Annotated in this window: 20 protein-coding genes; 9 read left to right on the forward strand and 11 right to left on the reverse strand. The window is 70.4% G+C overall.

What is annotated here, in order from left to right:
- Positions 1–68: 68 nt before the first annotated feature.
- The 3 genes from AQJ91_RS32320 to AQJ91_RS32330 form a co-directional block, all read right to left on the reverse strand.
- Positions 69–662 (reverse strand): GNAT family N-acetyltransferase, encoded by a 594-nt coding sequence (locus AQJ91_RS32320; protein WP_067028611.1) that lies wholly within the window; start codon positions 660–662, stop codon positions 69–71.
- A 231-nt stretch (positions 663–893) separates the two neighbouring features.
- Positions 894–1,997: a family 2 encapsulin nanocompartment cargo protein polyprenyl transferase gene (locus AQJ91_RS32325; RefSeq protein WP_067028614.1), complete on the reverse strand. Its 1,104-nt coding sequence runs from the start codon at positions 1,995–1,997 to the stop codon at positions 894–896.
- A gap of 50 nt (positions 1,998–2,047) precedes the next feature.
- The gene (locus tag AQJ91_RS32330) at positions 2,048–3,454 is read right to left on the reverse strand and encodes a family 2B encapsulin nanocompartment shell protein (protein WP_067028617.1); all 1,407 of its coding nucleotides are present in this window, start codon (positions 3,452–3,454) and stop codon (positions 2,048–2,050) included.
- A gap of 288 nt (positions 3,455–3,742) precedes the next feature.
- Here AQJ91_RS32330 and AQJ91_RS32335 point away from each other — a divergent pair, with 288 nt between their 5' ends.
- Both AQJ91_RS32335 and AQJ91_RS32340 read left to right on the forward strand, forming a co-directional pair.
- Positions 3,743–4,333 (forward strand): N-acetylmuramoyl-L-alanine amidase, encoded by a 591-nt coding sequence (locus tag AQJ91_RS32335; protein ID WP_067028620.1) that lies wholly within the window; start codon positions 3,743–3,745, stop codon positions 4,331–4,333.
- Positions 4,334–4,370: 37 nt separating this feature from the next.
- On the forward strand, positions 4,371–5,285 hold the full coding sequence (locus AQJ91_RS32340; protein WP_067028623.1) for a 1-aminocyclopropane-1-carboxylate deaminase/D-cysteine desulfhydrase: 915 nt from the start codon (positions 4,371–4,373) through the stop codon (positions 5,283–5,285).
- On the opposite strand, the gene fxsT is transcribed toward AQJ91_RS32340, so the two are convergent.
- Both fxsT and AQJ91_RS32350 read right to left on the reverse strand, forming a co-directional pair.
- Positions 5,286–8,171, reverse strand: coding sequence for an FxSxx-COOH system tetratricopeptide repeat protein (fxsT, locus tag AQJ91_RS32345; protein WP_067028626.1), 2,886 nt, complete (start codon positions 8,169–8,171; stop codon positions 5,286–5,288). It abuts the gene before it with no gap.
- 90 nt (positions 8,172–8,261) lie between these two features.
- Positions 8,262–9,857, reverse strand: coding sequence for a Na+/H+ antiporter (locus AQJ91_RS32350; protein ID WP_067028630.1), 1,596 nt, complete (start codon positions 9,855–9,857; stop codon positions 8,262–8,264).
- A gap of 60 nt (positions 9,858–9,917) precedes the next feature.
- Between AQJ91_RS32350 and AQJ91_RS32355 the strand changes: the two genes are divergently transcribed.
- From AQJ91_RS32355 to AQJ91_RS32365, 3 genes are all read left to right on the forward strand, one after another.
- Positions 9,918–10,178 (forward strand): UBP-type zinc finger domain-containing protein, encoded by a 261-nt coding sequence (locus AQJ91_RS32355; RefSeq protein ID WP_067028633.1) that lies wholly within the window; start codon positions 9,918–9,920, stop codon positions 10,176–10,178.
- A 269-nt stretch (positions 10,179–10,447) separates the two neighbouring features.
- Positions 10,448–10,861 carry an ATP-binding protein gene (locus AQJ91_RS32360; protein ID WP_004925829.1) on the forward strand — a complete coding sequence of 138 codons (414 nt, stop codon included), beginning with the start codon at positions 10,448–10,450 and terminating at the stop codon, positions 10,859–10,861.
- Complete coding sequence (locus AQJ91_RS32365; RefSeq protein ID WP_107122590.1) at positions 10,858–11,982, forward strand: RNA polymerase sigma factor SigF; 1,125 nt, start codon at positions 10,858–10,860, stop codon at positions 11,980–11,982. Before AQJ91_RS32360 ends, AQJ91_RS32365 begins: the two co-directional genes overlap by 4 nt.
- A 26-nt stretch (positions 11,983–12,008) precedes the next feature.
- Here AQJ91_RS32365 and AQJ91_RS32370 read toward each other — a convergent pair whose 3' ends face one another.
- Positions 12,009–12,473, reverse strand: a complete 465-nt coding sequence (locus tag AQJ91_RS32370) for a hypothetical protein (RefSeq protein ID WP_067028636.1) — start codon at positions 12,471–12,473, stop codon at positions 12,009–12,011.
- A gap of 162 nt (positions 12,474–12,635) precedes the next feature.
- Between AQJ91_RS32370 and AQJ91_RS32375 the strand changes: the two genes are divergently transcribed.
- Together AQJ91_RS32375 and AQJ91_RS32380 are read left to right on the forward strand one after the other, a co-directional pair.
- Entirely contained in the window at positions 12,636–13,604 is a 969-nt protein-coding gene (locus AQJ91_RS32375; RefSeq protein WP_067028639.1) for a diacylglycerol/lipid kinase family protein, read from the forward strand.
- Positions 13,605–13,924: 320 nt separating this feature from the next.
- Positions 13,925–14,182, forward strand: a complete 258-nt coding sequence (locus AQJ91_RS32380; RefSeq protein WP_007491230.1) for a WhiB family transcriptional regulator — start codon at positions 13,925–13,927, stop codon at positions 14,180–14,182.
- Between the two features lie 178 nt (positions 14,183–14,360).
- Here AQJ91_RS32380 and AQJ91_RS32385 read toward each other — a convergent pair whose 3' ends face one another.
- Both AQJ91_RS32385 and AQJ91_RS32390 read right to left on the reverse strand, forming a co-directional pair.
- The gene (locus tag AQJ91_RS32385; RefSeq protein ID WP_067028641.1) at positions 14,361–15,827 is read right to left on the reverse strand and encodes a sensor histidine kinase; all 1,467 of its coding nucleotides are present in this window, start codon (positions 15,825–15,827) and stop codon (positions 14,361–14,363) included.
- Between the two features lie 403 nt (positions 15,828–16,230).
- Positions 16,231–16,872: a TetR/AcrR family transcriptional regulator gene (locus tag AQJ91_RS32390; protein WP_067028644.1), complete on the reverse strand. Its 642-nt coding sequence runs from the start codon at positions 16,870–16,872 to the stop codon at positions 16,231–16,233.
- A 97-nt stretch (positions 16,873–16,969) separates the two neighbouring features.
- Between AQJ91_RS32390 and AQJ91_RS32395 the strand changes: the two genes are divergently transcribed.
- Positions 16,970–17,722 carry an SDR family oxidoreductase gene (locus AQJ91_RS32395; protein WP_067028647.1) on the forward strand — a complete coding sequence of 251 codons (753 nt, stop codon included), beginning with the start codon at positions 16,970–16,972 and terminating at the stop codon, positions 17,720–17,722.
- A 160-nt stretch (positions 17,723–17,882) separates the two neighbouring features.
- Positions 17,883–18,668 carry a glucosamine-6-phosphate deaminase gene (nagB, locus tag AQJ91_RS32400; RefSeq protein ID WP_067028650.1) on the forward strand — a complete coding sequence of 262 codons (786 nt, stop codon included), beginning with the start codon at positions 17,883–17,885 and terminating at the stop codon, positions 18,666–18,668.
- 260 nt (positions 18,669–18,928) lie between these two features.
- Here nagB and AQJ91_RS32405 read toward each other — a convergent pair whose 3' ends face one another.
- The 3 genes from AQJ91_RS32405 to AQJ91_RS32415 are packed head-to-tail and all read right to left on the reverse strand — an operon-like array spanning position 18,929 to position 22,248.
- On the reverse strand, positions 18,929–20,413 hold the full coding sequence (locus AQJ91_RS32405) for a glycoside hydrolase family 3 protein (RefSeq protein ID WP_067028653.1): 1,485 nt from the start codon (positions 20,411–20,413) through the stop codon (positions 18,929–18,931).
- Between the two features lie 9 nt (positions 20,414–20,422).
- The gene (locus AQJ91_RS32410) at positions 20,423–21,253 is read right to left on the reverse strand and encodes a carbohydrate ABC transporter permease (RefSeq protein WP_067028656.1); all 831 of its coding nucleotides are present in this window, start codon (positions 21,251–21,253) and stop codon (positions 20,423–20,425) included.
- Positions 21,250–22,248, reverse strand: a complete 999-nt coding sequence (locus tag AQJ91_RS32415; protein WP_067028916.1) for a carbohydrate ABC transporter permease — start codon at positions 22,246–22,248, stop codon at positions 21,250–21,252. Before AQJ91_RS32415 ends, AQJ91_RS32410 begins: the two co-directional genes overlap by 4 nt.
- Between the last annotated feature and the right edge of the window lie 22 nt (positions 22,249–22,270).

Consider the following 22,270-nt stretch of genomic DNA (forward strand, 5'->3'; position numbering starts at 1 on the left):
AGGCGTGGGAGCGGAGCGCCCCCGGACAATCGACGCGGATGCGGAACGGACGGCCCCGGAGGTGTGACTCAGCCGCGCGGCTCGCGCCACATCGGCCACATCTGAGGGCCGTCCGGCAGGTCCAGCGGGCGGTCCCTCAGCTTGAAGCCGAGCCGTTCGTACAGCGTGCGGCTGCGGGTGTTGCTGGCCTCCAGATACGCGGGCAGGCCCTCGCGGTCGCAACGGTCCAGGACCGAGGTGATGAGCGCCGTGCCGAGGCCCTCGCCCTGGCGTTCGGGGCTCACGGCGATCATCCACAGGTACTCGTGGGCGCGGCCGGCCGGGTGGATGCCGGCCGTCAGCCGGCCGATCAGCTCGACGCGTTCGTTGTCCGGGTCGACGGCCTCCCGCAGCAGGGCCGGGCCGTCGTCGTCGGCCTCGTGGGCGTCCGCCGGCACCGACAGCCACAGCGCGCAGGCCGTGCCGTCCTCGGTGAGGTCGATGCGGCCCTCGGCCAGCACGACGTCGACGAAGGCCGCCATCAGCCCGGGATGGGTCGTACGGCGATGCTCGTCGCCGGGGAAGACCCAGCCGCTGACCGGATCGTCCTGGAACGCCGCGTCCAGGAGCCGCGCCACCAGCTCCCGGTCCCCCTCGCCCGCCGTCCGGATCGCCACGCCCATGTGTGTCCCGCCCCTTCGTCTCAACCGGCCTTGATCGTAGGGCGGTTGGGGCACAGGCACCGGGCGGGGAACGGAGTTTGACGGGATCCGGACGGTACGCGAGGACGGTGCGAAGGGGCGGGCCCCGCACACCGTGGGGATGTGCGGGACCCGCCTTGCCGGAGTCGCACGATGCGGCCGTGCGGGGTCAGGAGCCGCGCGGCCCCGACGGCTCCGGGGCCTCGACGACCGTCAACTGCTGCGCCGGGTGACGAACTCGGCCAGCGCCAGCAGCCCGCCCGCCGCCTCCGGTTCGGGCACCGCGCGGGCCAGTTCCTGCATCGCGCGGGCCATCCGGTCGGCGGCCTGGACCTGCGCCCAGTCCCGCCCGCCGGCCCGCTCGACGGCCAGCACCGTACGCTCCAGGTCCTCCTTCTCGTACGGTGCCCGGTACAGCTCGGCCAGCTCGGCCGCCGCCGGAGTGCCCGAGGCGAGCGCGGCGACCACCGGCAGGGACTTCTTGCGGGCGGCGAGGTCCGCGCCGGCCGGTTTGCCCGTGCGGCTCGGGTCGCCCCATATGCCGATCACGTCGTCGATGAGCTGGAAGGCGAGCCCGGCCTCCCGGCCGAACGCGTCCAGCGCCGCCACGTCCTCCGCCGCCGCCCCCGCGTACAGCCCGCCCAGGGCGCAGGCGCACCCCAGCAGTGCGCCGGTCTTGGCCTCGGCCATGGCGAGCGTCTCGTCGAGGGTGACCTCGGCGGGGGCCCGCTGCTCCATGGCCGTGTCCGCGTGCTGGCCCGCGCACAGCTCGATCACGCAGTTCGCGAGCCGGACGCCGGCCGCCGCTGCCGCCGGGTGCGGGTCCTCGGCGAGCAGCCGCAGGGCGAGTGCCTGGAGGGCGTCCCCGGCGAGGATCGCGTCGGGGTCGCCGAACACGGTCCATGCGGTGGGCCGGTGCCGGCGGGTGGTGTCGCGGTCCATCACGTCGTCGTGCAGCAACGTGAAGTTGTGCACCAGCTCCACCGCCGCGGCCGCCCGTACGGCCGCCGTCCGTGCCCCCGGTCCGCCGAGCGCGGCGGCTGCGGTGAGGACGAGGGCGGGCCGGATCGCCTTGCCCGCGTGGCCGGCCGCCGGGGTGCCGTCCGGGTGCTCCCAGCCGAAGTGGTACAGGGCGACCCGGCGCATGGAACCGGGTAACGAGTCGATGGCCGCGCGCAGTTCGGGGTCGACCACGGCCCGTGAGCGCTCGAGGATCGTCGCCGCCTCGTGTCCGTCGAGCGGCCCCGGGCCGCCGTCCGTCTGGGTCCCGATAGGGCTCCGCCTTTCGCGCGTCTCGGTCAACCACCCTCCCTTCATGGGGTGTTGCTGCGTCTCCGTCACGGGACACGGCGCCGGGCGGGGAGAGATCACCGCCAGCGCCCGATCTCGACGCCTTCCAGCACGCCGAGCGCGTCCGGCACCAGCACCGCGGCCGAGTAGTAGGCCGTGACGAGGTACTTGATGATCGCCTGTTCGTTGATGCCCATGAAGCGCACGGACAGGCTCGGCTCGATCTCGTCCGGGATGCCGGCCTGCTGGAGGCCGATGACGCCCTGCTCCGCCTCGCCCGTACGCATGGCGATGATCGAGGTCGTACGCTCCGCGCTGACCGGGATCTTGTTGCACGGGTAGATCGGCACACCGCGCCAGGTCGGGATGCGGTTGCCGCCGATCTCGATGGTCTCCGGGACCAGTCCACGCTTGTTGAGCTCGCGGCCGAACGCGGAGATCGCGCGCGGGTGGGCGAGGAACAGCTTGGTGCCGCGCCGCCGGCTGAGCAGCTCGTCCATGTCGTCGGGGCTGGGCACGCCGTCGTGCGGCTGGAGCCGCTGGTCGTACTCGCAGTTGTTCAGCAGCCCGAACTCGCGGTTATTGATGAGCTCGTGCTCCTGGCGCTCCTTCAGCGCCTCGACCGTCAGCCTCAGCTGCTGCTCGGTCTGGTTCATGGGCTGGTTGTAGAGGTCGGCCACGCGCGTGTGGATGCGCAGCACGGTCTGGGCGACGCTCAGTTCGTACTCACGGGGCCTGGCCTCGTAGTCGACGAAGGTGTGCGGGATGTCCGGCTCGCCGCTGTGGCCGGCGGCGAGGTCGATCTCCTTCTCGCCGTACTTGTTGGTGCGCTGGTCGGGGATCGAGCGCTGCTGCTGGAGGTGTTCGCCCAGGGAGTCGGCGCGCTCCGCGACCTGCTCGAAGTCCTGGCGGGGCAGCACGAGCACGGTGCAGGCGGTGTGCGCGCGGGCGGTGTACTCCCAGATGGCGTCGGGGTCGAGCAGCGCGTCCTCGCCGAAATAGGCCCCGTCGGCGAGCACGCCGAGGACGGCATCGTCCCCGTAGGGACCGGTGCCGATCTTCTCGACCCTGCCGTGCGCCAGCAGATACACCTCGTCGGTCGGGTTGCCGAAGGACGCGATCACCGACCCCGCGGAGAACTCCCGCTGCTGGCAGCGCTGGGCGAGCTCGGCGAGCACGTCCTCGTCGTCGTACGACCGCAGCGCCGGCAGTTCGGTCAGCTCCGCCGGGATGACCTCGACGCGATCACCGGTCTTCACGAACGTGATGCGGCCGTCGTCCACGGCGTAGGTCAGACGCCGGTTCACGCGGTACGTACCGCCCTGCACGTTCACCCATGGCAGCGTTCGCAGCAGCCAGCGGGAGCTGATCTCCTGCATCTGCGGTGCGGACTTGGTCGTGGTGGCCAGGTTCCGCGCGGCTGCCGTGTCGAGACTCTGCTGCGGCTTGGCCTGCTCGGTGCGGATCTCTTCGCCTACCGACATATGAGAATTGCCCTCCCGGTCTGCCGCGGCGCCGACTGCGCCGGGCATCGATCTGCATGACCGAGCCTTCCTCACAGAAGGTGCTGATGGTATTACCCGAAAGAGCGGGAATGGATCATCGCCGACTGGGCACGCAGGGAATCCTGTCCAGTCGTACGCCTGAGACCTCCCTGTCCGAATCGACTCGCACACTGTGCGATCAAGTAGTCCTGTCTGCCCGTTTTCGGTACAAGCAGCGGTACGAGACGGCCGCGGAGGGCGGCCGGCGTACGGCACGAAGGAGGCGGCATGGCCTCACCCATGTCCGCGAGCAGGTTCCTGACGAGACTCCGGGCGGAGGGCGCGACCGTCGTCGAGGTCGGCGACTGGGAGCACCACAACCGCAATCACAAGGGGCCGTGGGGCCCGGTCCACGGCGTGATGATCCACCACACGGTGACGAAGGGCAGCGAGCACACGGTCGAACTGTGCCGCAGGGGCTACGCATCCCTCCCGGGCCCGCTCTGTCACGGCGTCATCACCAAGGACGGCACCGTCCACCTGGTCGGCTACGGCCGCGCCAACCACGCCGGCCCCGGCGACGACGACGTCCTGCGCGCGGTGATCGCGGAGAAGGCGCTGCCGCCCGACAACGAGGCCAACACCGACGGGAACCGCCACTTCTACGGCTTCGAGTGCGAGAACCTCGGCAACGGCAAGGATCCCTGGCCGGACGAGCAGCTGGACGCGATCGAACGGGTCGCGGCGGCGATCTGCCGCCATCACGGCTGGACAGAGCGGTCGGTTATCGGCCACCTGGAGTGGCAGCCGGGAAAGGTGGATCCGCGGGGCTTCACGATGGCGTCGATGCGGCAGCGGATCCGCGACCGCCTGAAGTGAGGGCCGATGCCGGCTCACCGGCGGCGACAATGGAGCCGTGACCAGCCCCGACAACGTCCCCGACCTCGCCACCCTCCGCCCCCGGCTCCCGTCGCCGGTGCAGGAGGTCACCGACGAGCGCTTCACCCGCCGGGGTGTCCGTCTGCTCCTCAAGCGCGACGACCTGATCCACCCGGACCTCATCGGCAACAAGTGGCGCAAACTCGCCCCCAACCTCGCCGCCGCGGCCGGCCGCCCGATCCTCACGTTCGGCGGCGCGTACTCCAACCACCTGCGCGCCACGGCCGCGGCAGGCCGCCTGCTCGGCCTGCCCACGGTGGGCGTCGTACGGGGTCAGGAACTGGCCGACCGGCCGCTGAACCCGTCGCTGGCCCGGTGCGTGGCCGACGGCATGCGGCTGCACTTCGTCGACCGGGCGACATATCGATGCAAGGGCGAGCCGGAGGTGCTGGCGAGCCTGATGCACGCGGCCGGCGCCGAGGGGGCGTACGTCGTCCCCGAGGGCGGCAGCAACGCGCTTGCCGTACGGGGGTGCCGGGCGCTCGGCGAGGAGTTGCGCGGGCATGCCGACGTGGTCGCGCTGGCCTGCGGGACGGGCGGGACGCTGGCGGGGCTGGCGGCGGGGTTGGGGCCCGGGCAGCGGGCGTTGGGGGTTCCGGTCCTGAAGGGCGGCTTTCTGACGGACGACATACGGGGGCTCCAGGAGCGGGCCTTCGGCGGCCGACGCGAGGACTGGTCGCTCGACGAGCGTTTCCATTTCGGGGGGTACGGGCGGGTGACCCCCGAGCTGGATGCGTTCGCCGCGGACTTCGAGGGGCGGCACGGTCTGCCCGTAGAGCGTCTCTATGTCGCCAAATTGCTGTACGGACTTGTGGCACTGGCGGAGGAGGGGGCGTTCGGGGCGGGGGCCACGGTGGTCGCCGTGATCACCGGGGCCCCGTTCGCCGGGTGACTACCGGCCCTTCCTGCCGAACCGGCGCTTCGTCGCCTTCTTGGGGGTCAGCTTCTGGGCTTTGCGGTGCAGACCCAGCTCTTTGTAGGCCGCGATGAGGGACCGGGTGGTGGTTTGGGTGTCCTCGTGGTCGACACCGAGGGTGCGGAGCTGACGGGCGCGTACGTCTTCGAGCAAGGCCACGCCCGCCGGCAAGGAGCGCAGCTTGCACATCGTGACGGCGAGGTGCTGGGCCGAGCTGAGGGTGGCGGGGTCATCCTCACCGAGGACACGGCGACGGCGGGCCACCGTGTCGTCGAGCACACGGCGGGCTTGTTCGAATTCACGCAGCCTGTGCAGGGCGACGGCGAGTTCGTGCGTGCCCTGGAGTGTCGCGGGATGGTCCTCGCCGAGGATTCGGCGACGCCGGGCACAGGAGTCCTCCAGCAGGCGCCGGGACTCCACCACATTGCCGAGGTTCGACAGGTTCACGGCGAGGCTCTGCATGGTCCTGAGGGTGTTGGGGTGATCTTCGCCGAGGACACGGCGGCGCCGGGCGAGGGTGTCCTCGAGCAGCTCGCGGGCTTCGCGGTACTTGCCCGTCTTGTGCAGGGTGCCAGCGAGGTTCTGGGCCGAGCTGAGGGTGATCGGGTGATCGTCGCCGAGCGTGCTCCGGCAGCGGGCCCGGGTCTCCTCGTGCAGGCGAAGAGCCTCGGCCGTCTCGCCCAGTTCGGTCAGGGTATCGCCGAGATTGATCGCGGACTGCAGCGTGTCGGGGTGGTCGTCCCCGAGCACACGACGGCGCCTGGCCAGGGTGTCCTCGTCCAGTGCGCGGGATGCGACGTGCTCCCCCGTCATGCTGAGGGACATCGCCAGGTTGCTTGCGGACCGAAGTGTGTCGAGGTGGTCGTCCCCAAGGACCCGACGCCGCCGAGCCAGGGTGTCCCGAGCTCCGCGCAGCGGTTCCTCGCGGTCACCGAGATTGCCGAGGATCGCGGCGAGATCGTTGGCGGACTGCAGGGTGTCGGGATGGTCGTCGCCCAGTGTCCTCCGGCGACGCGTGAAGGCATCCTCGATGATCGGCCGGGCGCCCCGCATGTCGCCGAGGTCCGACGTCGCGTGGCCGAGGTACTGCGTGCAGGTCAGCACATCGGGATGATCAGGCCCCAGCTGCGCGGTCCACGCGTCACGAAGGGTGACTGCGACCTCAGCGGCGATCCGAGGCTGGCCACTGCGGATCAGAAAGTGCACGGCGTCCCGGAGCATGGGGCGCAGCTCCGCCCGGTGGGTCGGATCGATGTGCTGTGAGACGAGGTGCGAGGTCAAGCTGGCCCAGGCAGGCCAGTTGCCCGGCGAGTAAGGATCTCCCGGCTCGACGGCTGCCACGATGGCGGCCACGTCGTCATGGATCGCCTCGGCCTGCCCCGGGTCGACGTTGTCGCGTACGACCGCCTGCGTCAGACGGTGGATCTGGAAGGCCTCGCCGTCGATACGGGCGAGGCCGTAACGCCGCAGCGGCTCGAGCGCCGCCCGCGTCCGCATCAGGTCCTCGGGGTCGCCCGGAATCGTGGACAGCCGTGGGCGCGCCGTCTCCAGCCACTCCGTGGGGATCGGCTCGGGCCCGAGGAACGCGGCGAGCCGGAGCAGGGCGGCGGCGTCGGGGTGTGCGTCGCCGAGGCCTTCGGTGGCGATGCCGACCGCGGCGGCCAGCGGCGCCGGGTAGTCCGGCACCCCGCCCTCGCGCAGGATCCGGCCCGTGCTGTCGTTCAGCAGCCGCCGGTACCGTTCGACGGTCATGCCGTTCTCGATCACACCCGCGGCCTGGGCAAGCGCCAACGGGAGGTCGCCGAGTTCCTTGGCGAGCGTCTCGGCCTGTTCCTCGGCGATGCCCGGGACCCGGCTCCGCAGGTACGCGAGCGAGTCCGCCCGCGTGAACACGTCGAGCGCCGTCGGGCGGGCGAGGCGGCGCCAGTTGGGATTGCGCGAGGTGATGAGGACGTGCCCGGGCCCCTCGGGCAGCCAGCGTTCGACCGGGTCCGGATCCTCGGCGTTGTCCAGAATGATCAGCCACCGCGACCGCTTGCGCAGATGCTGCAGCAGCATCCGGGCGTTGTGCTCGGCCCCGGCCTCCGCGACGGCGATGCCGATCCGGTCGGCCAGCTCGCCGTAGCGGACCGGGATCTGGTCGGCCTGTTCCGCGTCGACCCACCACACCAGGTCGTACTGGCCGGCGAACCGGTGCGCGTACTCCAGGGCGATCTGCGTCTTGCCGATGCCGCCCATCCCGTGCAGGGCGTACACGACGGAGTGCCGTCCGCTGAGCAGACCGTCACGGAGCTGGACGATCTGCGCCTCACGGCCGGAGAAGTCGCGGTTGCGGCGGCGTACGTTCCACACCTCGGGCTCGCCGGCGTCGCCGGGCAACGGGGGTTTCGGGCTGTCCGGCAGCGCCGCCGCGCCCGGCGCCGGGGCGCCCGGGAACGCCGGCGGGACCGTCGGGCGGCCGCCACCGCCGACCGCCCTGCGCAGCGCCTCGACGGCGTCCGCCTCGCCCAGGCCGTGCAGATTCGTGCGTACCTTCGCCGCGAGCGTCGCGGGGACGTCGTTGTTGGTCAGCGGCTCGATGGCCAGCGGTATCAGCCGGTCCCGCCGCGCGACCACCGCCGACCGTTCCTCCTGCGTCCAGCGCCCTGGTTCGAAGTACGCCGGGGAGAACACCGCGACCACCGCGTCGGGCTCCTCCAGCCCTTCGTCCATGCGCTTGACGAAGTCGTCGCCGGTCTGCCAGTCCCACACGTCGAGGTGCACCCGGTGGCCGTCCTGCTCGAGATGCCACCCCACCCACTCGGCCCACAGCCGGTCCACGCCCGCGTAACTGATGAAGAACCGCTGTGCGGCGCCGGTCATCGAGCCCCCCCGAGTCACCCTGTGCCGATCGTGTCCCGTCTATGATCCCCCGTCAGACGTGGCAGGGAGTACGGAAACGCAGCCCCGGCCTCACGCCGCCTCCCGGTAGGCCGCCGCCTCCTCCAGGTCCAGCCTGCGCAGCAGCGTCCGCAGCATCTCGTCGTCGATGTACCGCCCGTCCCGCAGCTTCACGAACACCGCGCGCTCGGCGCCGATCATCTCCCGGGACAGCCGCCGGTAGGTGTCGTCGACGCTCTCGCCGGTGATGGGGTTGACCTGGCCGAGGCGTTCCCAGACGGCGTTGCGGCGGCGTTCCAGGACGGTGCGGAGGCGGTCGGCCAGTGGCGGCGGCAGGGCGTTGCGCTCGTCGGAGAGGAGTTCCTCGAGGTGCTGTTCGGCGACCCGGGAGGCCTGCGCCTGGGCGTTGGCCTCGGCGAGTGTCTCGGCCTGCACGTCCCGGCCGGGGAGCTTCAGCGCGCGGATCAGCGTGGGCAGCGTCACGCCCTGGACGACCAGGGTGCCGATGACGGTCGTGAAGGTCAGGAAGAGGACGAGGTTGCGTCCGGGGAACTCCTCGCCGCCGTGCACGGTGAGCGGGATCGAGAAGGCGATGGCCAGCGAGACCACGCCCCTCATCGCGGCCCAGGAGATGATGAACGGCCCCTTCCAGGTGGGGTTCTCCTCGCGTTCGCGGACCCGCGCCGACAGCATGCGCGGCAGGAATATCGCCGGATACACCCACACGAACCGGGACACGACAACCACCAGGAAGACGGCCAGCGCGTACCAGGCGGCGCGGACACCCTCGTACTCGCCGAGGCCCTTGAGGACCACCGGCAGCTGCAGTCCGATCAGTGCGAACACCGCCGACTCCAGCACGAAGGCGACCATCTTCCACACCGCCTCCTCCTGGAGCCGGGTCGCGAAGTCGACCTCCCACGCGCGGTGCCCCAGGAACAGCGCGACGACCACGACGGCCAGCACTCCGGAGGCGTGCACCTGCTCGGCGGCCGCGTACGCGACGAACGGGATCAGCAGCGAAAGCGTGTTCTGCAGCAACGCCTCCTTGAGGTGCGTGCGCAGCCAGTGGATCGGCACCATCAGCACCAGCCCGAAGCCGATCCCGCCGGCCGCGGCCAGCAGGAACTCGCCGATCCCGCCGGCCCAGGTGGCGCCCTCCCCGACGGCGGCCGCGAGCGCGACCCGGTACGCGGTGATCGCGGTGGCGTCGTTCACCAGGGACTCACCCTGCAGGATCGTGGTGATCCGGGACGGCAGCCCCACCCGGCGCGCGACCGCCGTCGCCGCGACCGCGTCCGGCGGCGCCACCACCGCGCCCAGCACCAGTGCGGCGGTCAGCGGCAGATCCGGCACGATCAGATACGCCGCCCAGCCGACGGCGACGGTCGCGAAGAGGACGTAGCCCACCGACAGCAGCGCGACGGGCCGCAGCTGTGCGCGCAGATCGAGGTACGAGCTGTCCGTGGCCGCAGAGTGCAGCAGCGGCGGGAGGATCAGCGGCAGGACGATGTGCGGGTCGAGGGTGTAGTCGGGCACCCCGGGGACGTACGACACCACCAGGCCGGCCGCGACCAGCAGCAGCGGCGCCGGTACGGGCGTACGCCGGGCCACCGCGGCCACCACCGCGCTGCCCGCCACCAGCAGAAGCAGCGGCATCACGCCCATACCCTCGCCCACCCTCTTTTTTCGCGCGGCCTTCCGCGCGCCCGTCGTAACCTGGCAATCATGAAACAGTGCACGCATGCCGACGCGCTGCCGCACCCCGAACCCGGGCCGCTGACCGCGACCTGTCCGGAGTGCCTGGCGGACGGTACCCACCCGGTACAGCTGCGGCTGTGTCTCACCTGCGGTCACGTCGGCTGCTGCGACACCTCGCCGGGCCGGCACGCGTCCACGCACCACGCGGACTCCGGGCATCCTGTGATGCGGACCTTCGAACCCGGCGAGAACTGGCGCTGGTGCTTCGTCGACCACGTACTCGTGTGACCCTGGATGTCGGCGGACGACTCGGGTTCCGGACGGTTCGACCGTCTGACGCCTGGGTACGTCAAACCGGCGCGCGCTCTTCCCAATTGGAGCCGCAGACCCCTAGACACGGAGCGTATCCGCAGGTTTACTGTGAGTGACGGCACGGGGTTGGGGTCCTGGGGACAGGAAAGTCAAGAGCGCGATAGCGTCACCGCTGAACCACACATCGCGTTACACCGGGGGGCGACCCTCGGCCCCGAAATGCTTGTACCACCTTGGAGGTGAGGGTGTCCCAGATCGCAGGCGAGCCCGCGACCCAGGACTTCGTGGAAGTCCGGCTACCGGCTGCGGGTGCCTACCTGTCGGTGCTGCGTACGGCTACTGCCGGCCTCGCAGCCCGTTTGGACTTCACCCTCGACGAGATCGAGGACCTGCGCATCGCGGTGGACGAGGCCTGCGCGATCCTGCTTCAGCAGGCCGTGCCCGGCTCAGTGCTGAGCTGCGTCTTCCGCCTTGTCGACGACTCACTCGAAGTCACCGTCTCGGCCCCGACCACGGATGGCCATGCCCCCTCCAGGGACACCTTCGCCTGGACCGTGCTGTCCGCCCTCGCGGGCAAGGTCTCCTCCGCCGTGGACGAGGACAAAACCGTTTCGATCAGCCTCTACAAACAGCGCGGCGCGGGACCCGGGCCGGCGTGAGGAACGGGGACGGGCCGGTGCGGGACGAAGAGCGCGGCACACGGGAGCTGCCGGCCGAGGGCACAGGCGGTCCGAGCGACACCCGGCGCCCAGGGGACGTCGTCGAAGGCATGGCCGGCATCCCCGAGCAGGCCCGGCCGCATCCCGAGGACGACTCCTCGGCGGCCGGCTTCCCGGTCGACGGGCAGCGGGATGAGGAAGGTGCCGTGCAGGGCGCGCCTCCGGCGGGGCGGATCGAGGTCTCCCCTGTCCGAGCCGAGGCGAGGGCTCGGGGAAGGGCAACGGGCGGGACGATGGGCGAGCACGAGCGAAACGCAGAGGACGGCGCGGTGGGTACGCACAGCGTGCAGGCCACGCAGCACGACCTTCAGGACCGCAGTGGGGCGCGTGCCCTGTTCGTCAAGCTGCGCGAGCTGAAGGAGGGCAGCGCGGAGTACGCGGAGCTGCGCAATCAGCTGGTCCGGATGCATCTGCCGCTCGTCGAGCACCTCGCGCGCCGCTTCCGCAACCGCGGTGAGCCGCTGGACGACCTCACGCAGGTCGCCACCATCGGCCTGATCAAGTCGGTCGACCGCTTCGACCCGGACCGCGGCGTCGAGTTCTCGACGTACGCGACTCCGACGGTCGTCGGCGAGATCAAGCGGCACTTCCGTGACAAGGGCTGGGCGGTCCGCGTCCCGCGCAGGCTCCAGGAACTCCGGCTGGCGCTGACGACGGCCACGGCGGAACTGTCCCAGCAGCACGGCCGCTCCCCCACGGTCCACGAGCTCGCCGAGAAGCTGGCGATCTCGGAGGAGGAGGTCCTGGAGGGCCTGGAGTCGGCCAACGCGTACTCCACGCTCTCCCTGGACGTCCCCGACACGGACGACGAGTCCCCGGCGGTGGCGGACACGCTGGGGGCGGAGGACGAGGCGCTGGAGGGCGTCGAGTACCGCGAATCACTCAAGCCGCTGCTGGAGGATCTTCCGCCGCGAGAGAAGCGGATCCTGCTCCTCCGCTTCTTCGGCAACATGACCCAGTCACAGATCGCACAGGAGGTCGGCATCTCCCAGATGCACGTCTCGCGACTGCTGGCGCGGACGCTGGCGCAGCTGCGGGAGAAACTGCTGGTCGAGGAGTAGGCGGGCGGCGGAGGACGGCGTAATGGCTACCTCTTGCCGTCCTGCCCGTCGCTCTTCTGCACGTTTCCAGGCCCTCGGATCCCGAGGGCCTGGGTCGTCGCGGGGTTGATCAGCAGCACCAGCGCGGTGACCGCGACGACGGCGAGGGCGATGCCCGCCGGGATCGCGATGCTGTCGGTCTGGAGCAGGTTGTAGGCCACCGGCAGCGCCATGATCTGAGTGACGACGGCCGGCCCCCGGCTCCAGCTCCGCTGCCCCATCAGCCCACGGGCGGCGAGCAGCGGCAGCAGCGCCAGCACGATCAGCGTGATGCCGCCGGTGACGGCGGACTGCCGGTCGTCCGGATCCCCCGCAAGCCCTGCCACGAGCATCCAGGCCCCTCCGCCAACCAGCGCGAGCCCCTCCAACGCGGCCAGCCCGGCCGCATACATCAGACGCCGCGGACGCGGACCGGCGGTTTCGGAAACGACTGGGCTCTGCTCATTACTCACCCCAGCAGGTTAGCCCGCACACCCCGGCCCACCGGATCCGAGGCACAGGCCTGTTTCCCCACCCCCGCTCACACGCCCCGTGGCAAGGTTCACGCCCGTATCTCTTACTTGATCCCTGGCGCGACCTGTGCCCGGTACCACCCAGTAGGTACGCTGCAACTCATGCGTGCACTCCTCGTGGTCAATCCGGCGGCAACCACCACAAGCGCACGTACGCGCGATGTCCTGATCCACGCGCTCGCGAGTGAGATGAAGCTCGAGGTGGTCACCACGGAGTACCGCGGCCACGCGCGGGACCTCGGGCGGCAGGCGGCTGAGGGTGGGAACGTCGACATGGTGGTCGCCCTCGGTGGCGACGGCACGGTCAACGAGGTCGTCAACGGGCTGTTGCACGCCGGCCCCGCCCCGGAGCGCCTCCCCGGCCTCGCGGTGGTCCCCGGCGGCTCCACCAACGTCTTCGCCCGCGCCCTGGGCCTGCCCAACGACGCCGTGGAGGCGACCGGCGCCCTGCTGGACGCGCTGCGGGAGAACCGGGAGCGCACGATCAGCCTGGGTCTGACCTCGGGCACACCGGGCACGGACGACGAGGCGGTGCCGGAGCGCTGGTTCACCTTCAACGCGGGGCTCGGCTTCGACGCCGGCGTCGTCGGCCGGGTGGAGCAGCAGCGCGAACGCGGCAGGAAGTCGACGCACGCCCTGTACGTGCGCCAGGTCGTACGCCAGTTCCTCGGCGAGACCCACCGCCGGCACGGGACGATCACGCTGGAGCAGCAGGGCGAGGACCCGGTCACCGATCTGGTCGTGGCGATAGTTTCGAACACGTGTCCGTGGACGTATCTCGGCAATCGTCCGATGTACACGTCACCTAAGGCGTCGTTCGATAAAGGCCTCGACGTACTCGGCCTCAGCCGCATGACGACACCCGCCGTCGCCCGATATGGCACCCAGTTGCTCACTTCGTCCCCCGAGCGCGGCCCTCACGGCAAGCACGCTGCCTCTCTGCACGACCTGGACCAGTTCACCTTGCATTCGAAGGTCCCGTTGCCCCTTCAGATGGACGGCGACCACCTGGGGCTGCGTACGAGCGTGACGTTCACAGGCGTACGCCGTGCACTGCGTGTGATTGTGTGAGCAGAAGGGGCTAAAGTCCTTTCACTCGAACGTTTAGGCCAGGGTCCACCCCATGGAAGTACGGCTGTGACCTAGTCGACACCGAGGAATCAAAAAAAACTTTCCGGAAGGGGTTGTATCCGCCGCTGAGGTTTGCGAGTCTCTACGTGGCGATCGGGACGGCCCGCAACACCGGCCTCCCACTGATCACCGGAACCCCTCTTCACATCACAGGACCACGTCGGCAAACCTGGCGGTCGGCCCTTCACTTGTTGAGGGATTCGTGAAAGCGTTCACATTCACAAGCAACTTGCATGTAATACCAAGGAGAGGTAGCAGCCATGGACTGGCGTCACAACGCCGTTTGCCGCGAGGAAGACCCCGAGCTCTTCTTCCCCATCGGCAACACCGGTCCTGCGCTGCTGCAGATCGAGGAAGCCAAGGCCGTCTGCCGTCGCTGCCCGGTTATCGAGCAGTGCCTGCAGTGGGCGCTCGAGTCCGGTCAGGACTCCGGCGTCTGGGGTGGTCTCAGCGAGGACGAGCGCCGCGCCATGAAGCGTCGCGCCGCCCGCAACCGGGCCCGTCAGGCAACCGCCTGACACACCCCGCCCCGCAAACAGCCTGAGCTTGGCGGCGCGTACAGCGAGTACGCATCTCCCGCCCCCGAGCCGCAGCGCGCAGTACCCCCGATGCGCTTAGCGATTGCAGAGCAGCAACGAGCACTAGCCCTGGACCACATGGTCCGGGGCTCTTTGCTGTGCCGTGCCGCGCGGCCCCCTACTTGTGCGCCCGCACCGGAATGTCCAGGATCACCCGCGTTCCCCGCTCCGGTGCCGGCACCATGTCGAACGTGCCGCCCAACTCGCCCTCCACCAGGGTCCGCACGATCTGCAGGCCGAGGTTGCCCGCGGTGTGCGGGTCGAAGCCCTCGGGCAGGCCCACGCCGTCGTCCTGGACGGTGACCAGGAGACGGGCCTCCTTCGTGGTGCCGCCGCGGACCGCGGAGACCTCGACCGTGCCAGTGTCGCCCTCGCGGAAGCCGTGCTCCAGGGCGTTCTGGAGAATCTCGGTCAGGACCATCGACAGCGGGGTGGCGACCTCGGCGTCGAGGATGCCGAAGCGGCCGGTGCGCCGGCCGGCGACCTTGCCCGGGGAGATCTCGGCGACCATCGCGAGGACGCGGTCGGCGATCTCGTCGAACTCCACCCGCTCGTCCAGATTCTGGGACAGCGTCTCATGTACGATCGCGATTGAGCCGACCCGCCGTACCGCCTCTTCGAGGGCCTCCCGGCCGCGGTCGGACTCGATGCGCCGGGCCTGCAGACGGAGCAGGGCGGCGACCGTCTGGAGGTTGTTCTTCACCCGGTGGTGAATCTCCCGGATGGTCGCGTCCTTGGTGATCAACTCGCGCTCGCGGCGACGCAGTTCGGTGACGTCCCGGAGCAGGACCAGGGAACCGATGCGGGTGCCCTTGGGCTTGAGCGGGATCGCCCGGAACTGGATCACCCCGTCCGCCGACTCGATCTCGAACTCGCGCGGCGCCCATCCGCTGGCGACCTTGGCGAGCGCCTCGTCCACCGGCCCGTGGGTCGGGGCGAGTTCAGCGGTGGTCATGCCGAGGTGGTGGCCGACCAGGTCGGCGGCGAGGCCGAGACGGTGGTAGGCGGACAGCGCGTTCGGGGAGGCGTACTGAACGACGCCCTCCGCGTCGAGGCGGATCAGGCCGTCGCCGACGCGCGGCGAGGCGTCCATGTCGACCTGCTGGTTCGCGAACGGGAAGGCACCGGCCGCGATCATCTGCGCGAGGTCCGAGGCGCTCTGGAGGTACGTCAGCTCCAGGCGGCTCGGGGTGCGCACGGTGAGCAGGTTGGTGTTGCGCGCGATGACCCCGAGGACGCGGCCCTCCCGTCGTACGGGAATCGACTCGATACGGACGGGGACCTCCTCGCGCCACTCGGGATCGCCCTCCCGCACGATCCGGCCCTCGTCGAGCGCGGCGTCCAGCATGGGGCGGCGGCCGCGCGGGACGAGGTGGCCGACCATGTCGTCCTGGTACGAGGTGGGGCCGGTGTTGGGCCGCATCTGCGCCACGGAGACATAGCGGGTGCCGTCGCGGGTGGGGACCCACAGGACGAGGTCGGCGAAGGAGAGGTCGGAGAGCAGCTGCCACTCCGAGACCAGCAGGTGGAGCCACTCGAGGTCGGAGTCGTCGAGTGCGGTGTGCTGGCGTACGAGTTCGTTCATGGAGGGCACGGTTGCGAGCGTACCCGGCGGTCTGTGCAGGCCCTAAAAACGGCCGGGGGCCGTCGGCGGCCCGGAAAACACCCGCGGGCCGCGGCGCCTGGGAGGGACCCTCAACCCTCCCGGCACCGCAGCCCGGAGCAATATCGGCCGCGGGGTGTGCGGTCCCGGTCGGCCGAAGGATGAGGAGCCGGGGCAGTCAGGGCAGAGAGCTCCGGTTCCTCCGTCCGCCTTCCTGTGCGGGGAAGACGGAAGTCTGTGCGTTTTACTGCTCTCCTTCGCAATTGTGGACTAGACCACTCCGGTGTGTCTATGCGTTGGAGGATGTTTGTTGTTGGCGCTTCGTGCGGGGCTTCTAACTAATCGGACGCCCTAGCAAGCATCACGCAGCCTAACCCTTGTGGGTTCATGTGCGGGGCCAGATGGACAGGGCAATTTCCACGAGTGCCTCCAACTCCTCACGACGTGCGCCGTCGCGCGCCTGCTGGGACATGCCCTGGATCATCGCGCCGACGTGCCGGGCGAGCGCGGCGGCATCGGTGCCGGCCGGCAGCTCACCTGCGGCGATGCCCGCTCGGATACGGCGCTCGAAGGCGGCGATGTTGGCATTGCGCCGCTCGCGCAGGGACTCCTCGACTTCGGGGGTCGAACAGTTGGTGGCCGCGTGGACGACGAGACACCCGTGCGGGCGGGCCGGGTCCGTGTACCGGACGGCGGCCTCGCGCAGCATCCGTTCGACGGCGGCCCGGGCGGTGGGCTCCTCGGCGAGGGCGCGGTCACTGAAGGAGCCGTACCGCGCACCGTACTCCCTCACGACCTCCTCGAAGAGCGACCGCTTGTCGCCGAAGGCCGCATACAGGCTCGGGGCGCCGATGTCCATGACGCGGGTGAGGTCGGAGACGGAGGTCGCCTCGTAGCCGCGCTCCCAGAAGGCGAGGATCGCCTTCTCCAGCGCGGTCTCGCGGTCGAAGGAGCGGGGGCGGCCGCGGCGCCTGGACGCCTGCTTACCCCCGTCGTCGTGCGCTTCTGTCGCCCGGGTCTCCACCATGGGGTGGATTTTATAGCGGGGACTAGAGAAATGGCAGCCTCGTGATCTATGGTCATTTCTGTATCGACCGCTAGACAAATATGGAGGCGGCGCCGACATGGGCGTACTCACGGGCAGGACGGCTCTCGTCACGGGGGCGAGCAGGGGGATCGGGCGGGGCATCGCCGAGCGGCTGGGGCGCGACGGGGCACGGGTCGCGGTGCACTACGGCAGGAACGAGGCGGCAGCGAAGGGGACGGTCGCCGCGATCGAGGCGGCGGGCGGATCGGCGTTCACGATCGGGGTCGAGCTGGGGCGGCCGGGGGACGCCGAGGCGCTGTGGGCGGAGTTCGACCGGCACGCGGACGGACTGGACGTCCTGGTGAACAACGCCGGGATAGGGAACGCCCGGCCGGTCGAGGAGATCGAGGAGTGGGACTACGACCGGCTCTTCGCGGTGAACGTGAAAGCACCGTTCTTCATCGCCAAGCACGGCATGGCACGGCTGCACGACGGGGGCCGGGTCATCAACATCTCCTCAGGGCTGGCCCGGACCGCGGTGATGCCGAACTACATGGCGTACGCGATGACGAAGGGCGCGCTGGACGTCTTCTCCCGGGACCTGTCGAAGGTGCTGGGCCCCCGGGGCATCAGGGTCAACTCGGTGGCACCCGGCATCATCGACACCGACAACACCGCCGAGCTGCTGTACGGGACCGACGAAGGCTGGGCGCAGGCCGCGGCGATATCGGCGCTGGGGCAGGTGGGGACACCGGCCGACGTCGCGGACGTGGTGGCGTTCCTGGCGTCGGACGCGGGGCGATGGGTCACGGGGAGCTGGGTGGACGCGACGGGGGGTTCACTGACATAGGAACCGACGGAGGAGCCGACGCAGGAGGGGCCGTCGGCCGGGCGGCCGCCGCACGCCGCCGTCGCCTGGGAGGCGGAGCCCGACTCTGTTAGATTGGTCTAAACCACATAGCCCCTCCGGGAACCGGTTGAGTCCCTCTCTTCAGATCGGCAGGCCCAGCGTGGAAGTTGTCATCGTTCCGGACGCCAAGGCGGGCGGCGTGCTCATCGCCGAAACCATGGCGCGGCTCCTGCGGCGCAAGCCCGACGCCCTGCTCGGCGTGGCCACCGGCTCGACGCCGCTGCCCGTCTACGCGGCGCTGGCGGACCAGGTGCGCTCCGGTGCAGTGGACGCCTCGCGGGCGCGGATCGCGCAGCTCGACGAGTATGTGGGGCTGCCCGCCGAGCACCCGGAGTCGTACCGTTCGGTGGTCCGCCGCGAGGTGCTGGAGCCGCTCGGGATCGGGATGGACGCGTTCATGGGGCCGGACGGCACCGCCGAGGACATCCCCGCGGCGTGCGAGGCGTACGACAGGGCGCTGGCCGAGGCCGGCGGGGTGGATCTGCAGCTGCTCGGGATCGGGACCGACGGGCACATCGGGTTCAACGAGCCGTGTTCGTCGCTCGCCTCGCGGACCCGGATCAAGACGCTGACCCAGCAGACCCGGGTGGACAACGCGCGGTTCTTCGACGGCGACATCGACCAGGTCCCGCACCACGTCATCACCCAGGGCATCGGCACCATCCTGGAGGCGCGGCACCTGGTGCTGCTCGCGACGGGCGAGGGCAAGGCGGACGCGGTCGCCGCGACCGCCGAGGGGCCGGTCGCGGCCGTGTGCCCGGCGTCGGCGCTGCAGCTCCACCCGCATGCGACCGTCGTGGTCGACGAGGCCGCCGCGGGCAAGCTGAAGCTGGCCGACTACTTCCGGCACACGTACGTCAACAAGCCGGAGTGGCAAGGGATCTGACTCCGCAGGACGGCCGCGATCTGTCCTCGTGCTCAGGTGTGTGTCACTCACACGAACAGGAACACGAAACGGGGGAACGAGGGTGGTCGAACTCGGCGTGAGCAAGCGCGGCGCGCGCAGGCGCATCACGAACGGGCGGTCTGCAACGCGGCTCTGATGGACGGCACTTCGCCCACCACGACCGACCACTACCGCCCTTGGCGCGAACGTGCGAAGGCGCCGGATCCCAAAAGGGTCCGGCGCCTTCGTCGTCGTAGCGGCTACTCCCCCGCGATGACCTCCGCCGCCGCACGGCCGCAGACGCGGGCCGCGCCGTGGGTGGCGATGTGCAGGGCGCCGCGCGGGGGCGCCTGGGGGACGCCCATCTCGACGACGATCGTGTCGGGGCGGGCCGCCAGCAAGGCGTCCAGGGCCGCCGCCATCCAGGGGTGGCGGTGTTCGTCGCGGACGACGGCGACGACACGGCGGGCGCCCGCCGCGCGCAGGGCCTCCGTCGCCGCGTCGTCCCCGGCGAAGCTGCCCGTCTCCGTGCCCGGGAGCAGGCGGGCCAGTTCCGCGGCGAGACCCCAGGGAGTCTCGTCGCCGACGGCGATGTTCGCGACCGGGGTGAGGGCGGCGACGTAGGGCGCTTCGGTGAGCGGGGTGAAGGGCACCGGGCCGCCGGTCACCGTCAGGGCGCGGCGGGCCGCGACGAGCCCGATGTCCGCCGGGACCCCGTCCGCGGCCGCGGGAGCGGTGGCGGCCGTCCAGCGAGCCAGCGCCCGGACCCGTTCCGCCGCCTGGGCCAGGCGTTCCTCGGGGAGTTCGCCCGAGCGCACCGCCGCGACCAGGGCGTCCCGCAGGCGGCGTACGGTCTCGTCGTCGGCGAGGCCGCCGCCCACGCAGATCGCGTCCGCGCCGGCCGCGATGGCGAGGACGCTGCCCCGTTCGATGCCGTAGGTGCCCGAGATGGCCTGCATCTCCATGCCGTCGGTGACGATCAGGCCGTCGTAGCCGAGTTCGCCGCGGAGGAGGTCGGTGAGGATACGCCGGGACAACGTTGCCGGGCGGTCCGGGTCCAGGGCCGGCACCAGGATGTGGGCGGTCATCATCGCGCGGGTGCCGGCGGCGAACGCGGCACGGAACGGGGACAGTTCGCGTTCCGACAGCACCGACCGGTCCGCGTCGATGCGCGGCAGCGCGTGGTGGGAGTCGACGGCCGTGTCGCCGTGGCCCGGGAAGTGCTTGGTGCAGGCCGCGACGCCCGCCGACTGGAGGCCGGTGACGTAGGCCGCGGTGTGGCGGGCGACCAGGGTGGTGTCGGCGCCGAAGGAGCGTACGCCGATCACCGGGTTCGAGGGGTTCGAGTTGACGTCGGCCGACGGGGCCCAGTTGAGGTTCACGCCGCAGGCCGCGAGGCGGCGGCCGAGTTCCGAGGCCACCTGCCGGGTGAGCTCCACGTCGTCCACCGCGCCCAGGGCGTGGTTGCCGGGGAAGGAGGAACCGGTCCGCACCTCCAGCCGCGTCACATCACCCCCCTCCTCGTCGATCGCGACCAGGATGTCGTCCCGCTCGGCGCGCAACTGGGCGGTCAGGGCGGCGACTTGCTCTGCGGAGGCGATGTTGCGGCCGAACAGGCCGACCGAGGCGAGGCCCTCACCGAGGCGGCGGAGCAGCCAGTCGGGGGCGGTGGTGCCGGTGAAGCCGGGCTGGAGGACCGTCAGCGCGTCGCGCGTCAGAGTGTCGGGGCCGGCGAAAGTCGTCATCGGGTGGCGTTATCCCTTCACGGCGCCGGCGGTCAGGCCGCTGACGGCCCTGCGCTGCAGGAAGACGAAGAGGATCAGGATCGGGACGGCGAACAGGGACGAGGCGGCCATGGTGGCGCCCCAGTCGTCGCCGAAGGCGGTCTGGAAGCTGGACAGCCACAGCGGCAGGGTCTGGGACCCGGCCTCCTTGTTGAGAACCAGGACCAGCGGGAACTCGTTCCACGCCGTGATGAAGCCGAACAGGGACGTGGCCATCAGGCCCGGCGCGAGCAGCGGAAGGATCACCTTGCGGAAGGCCTGCGACCGGGTGCAGCCGTCGACCATCGCCGCCTCCTCCAGTTCCCTGGGCACGGCGGCCACGAAGCCCCGCAGCGTCAGGATCGTGAACGGCAGGATCATCATCATGTAGAAGATCGTCAGCGGGACGAGGCTGTTCAGCATCGAGGCGTCCCGCACGATCATGTACATCGCGATGATCATGACCTCCCAGGGCGCCATCTGGGCCAGCATGAAGCCGATGATGAACCCGCGCCGCCCCTTGAACCGCATCCGGGCCAGGGCGAAGGAACCCGCCAGGGCCACGACCAGGGCGAGGCCGACCGCGCAGAAGGTGACGACCAGTGAGTTGGTGACGTACGTCCAGAAGTGGTCGACGTCGATCGCGGTCCCGAAGTGCTCGAAGGTGATGTCCGTCGGGAACCAGACGGGGTCCTCGGAGATGATGTCGCCGGTCGGTTTGAAGGCCGTGGCGAACATCCAGTACACGGGGAAGACGAAGCCGATGAACAGGACGACGGCCGTGACGTTGGGCCACAGGCGGCCAAAGAGCGAGCGGTTCACAGCCCGGCCTCCTCTTCGTTCTCTTGCTTGAGCACGATCCGCAGGTAGTACGCGCTGATGACGAGCAGGATCAGGATGGTCAGGACCGCGATCGCCGCGCCCATGCCGTAGTGCTGGTTGCCGACGCCCTCGATGTAGGCGTAGACGGGCAGGATCTCGGTGAGCCGGTCGGGGCCGCCGCCGTTGATGGTGAAGACCTGCACGAACGCCTTGAAGACCCAGATGATCTCCAGGAAGGTCGTGGCGTAGAGGAAGGGCCGCAGGAAGGGGAGGGTGACCGTGGTGAAGCTCTGCCAGGCGCCCGCGCCGTCGAGGGCCGCGGCCTCGTAGAGCTCGTCGGGGATGGTCGTGGTGGCCGCGTAGAGGTTGATGGCGACGAACGGGATCGACTGCCAGACGATCAGGACCGTGACCACGAAGAACGTCGACAGCTGGCTGCTGGTCCAGCTGTAGTCGGCCATGGAGTGCCAGCCCAGCTTGTCGAGGACCCAGTTGACGACGCCGAACCGCTGCGCGAACAGCCACTGGTAGACGGTGGTCGCGGCGACCACGGGCATCGCCCAGGCCAGCACCAGACCGACCAGCAGCGTGACCCGCATCCGCCGGCCGAGGCGGGCCAGCAGCAGGCCGACCAGGGCACCCAGGATCATGATCAGGACGACGTTGGCCGCCGTGAACAGGATCGAGCGCAGGGTGACACGCCAGAAGTCCTCGCCGGTGAGGACGTCCTTGTAGTTGTCGACGCCGTTCCACTCGGTGACGTGCTGGATCAGCTGCGCCATGTTGAGGTTCTGGAACGACAGCAGGACGTCCTTCAGCAGCGGCCAGCCGAGCAGCAGCACGGTGGCCGCGCAGGCCGGCAGCAGCAGGAGGTACGGGGCGAACGCGCCGGCACGGGACGCGGCTCGCGGGGTGGGGCCGCCGGGTTCCCCGGCACCCGCCGTCTTGCGGACGTCCGCCGGGCCGGAGGGCGGCCGTTCGGTCTGCACGGTCATGCTCGCCATCTCTTCTCTCGAC

Source organism: Streptomyces dysideae (assembly GCF_001514305.1).
GTDB lineage: Bacteria > Actinomycetota > Actinomycetes > Streptomycetales > Streptomycetaceae > Streptomyces > Streptomyces dysideae.